General features: G+C 73.2%; 2 protein-coding genes. One reads left to right on the top strand and one right to left on the bottom strand.

What is annotated here, in order from left to right; genetic code table 11:
- Positions 1-729: hypothetical protein (locus tag I5G_RS25610; RefSeq protein ID WP_022877241.1), on the top strand; the 729-nt coding region annotated here is incomplete at its 5' end.
- Between the two features lie 58 nt (positions 730-787).
- Here the strand turns inward: I5G_RS25610 and I5G_RS19605 are convergent.
- A partial coding sequence (locus I5G_RS19605; RefSeq protein ID WP_022877242.1) for a DMT family transporter occupies positions 788-1286 on the bottom strand: 499 nt, incomplete at its 5' end.

Below are 1286 nucleotides of genomic sequence, written 5' to 3' on the forward strand. Positions count from 1 at the left end.
CGGCTGCTCATCCTCGGGACGCTCGTGAGCACCGGATTCACCGCGGTGCGGGACCTCCGCGGTAGCGAGGCGGGCGCCCCGGTGCAGCAGAGCGCCGTCGACGGCGTGCGCGACCTCGACATCCGGGTCACCGGCGGGGCGCTCACGGTCGCGTTCGCCGACGTCGCGGAAGCCCAGCTCGACGGGAGCGGCATCGGCGGGTGGACGCTCGAGCAGCGCGGCGAGACCCTCAAGGTCGCGACACCCCGTCGGTCGTTCGGCGACTGGGGCAACGGGGCGGAGGCGACCCTGACGCTCCCGAAGAAGCTCGAGCGCTCGAACCTCGACCTCCGGGTCGAGGTCGCCGGGGGCAGCCTCGATCTCGGCGGGGACTACGGCGATGTCGACGTGCAGGTCACGGGCGGCGGCGCGACAATGACCGGGAGCGCGAGCGCGCTGACCGTCTCGGTGTCGGGAGGCTCCGCCACGGCCGACGTCGAGGGTGTGGATGCCGCGAAGTTCGAGGTCACCGGCGGCGACCTCACGGCCGACCTCACCGGCAAAGCGCCGGCGCGCACGAGCGTCGAGGTGACCGCGGGTTCCGCCGACATCGGGCTGCCCGACGACACGTACCGGTTCACGAGCGAGGGGCCGGGCTCGATCGACAACGGCCTGCGCACCTCGCCCACCGCGACGCCCCGCGTCGACGTGCAGGCGACGATCGGTTCGGTGACGCTGCGCACGTCCTGAGCCGTCATCGTGCGCGTGAGTCGCCAGGATTTGTCGNCCGCGGCGAGCGGGAAGCGACTCATCCTGGCGACTCACGCGTCCCGCGGCGGGGTGGGCGCGAGACCGCGATCGCGGACAGAACCGCCAGGATGCCGAGGACCTGGCCGATGCCGAGCGACTCGCCGCCGACCGCGATGCCGAGCAGCACGCCGGTCACCGGGTTGAGCAGGCCGATCAGGCCGACGGTCCCCGCAGGCAGCAGCCGCAGGCCGGTGAACCAGCACACGAATGCCAGGGCCGTCGCCACGACCGCGATCCCCGCGTAGGCGATGACGCCGATGGCATCCACTCGCGGGGGCGGCCCCTCCACGATGTCCGCGACGGTGATCAGGGCGATCCCGCCCGCGGTGAGCTGCCACGACGTCGTGGCGAGGAGCGGCGTGTCGTCGCGCCACCGCGTCGTGAGGATCGCACCGAGCGAGGACGACACCAGGGCGACCGCGGATGCCACGACCCCGGCGGGGGAGACATCGTCGGCGCCGAGTCCGACGATGAGGATCACCCCGGCGATGCCGAGG

Source organism: Microbacterium sp. B19 (assembly GCF_000333395.1).
Classification (GTDB): domain Bacteria; phylum Actinomycetota; class Actinomycetes; order Actinomycetales; family Microbacteriaceae; genus Microbacterium.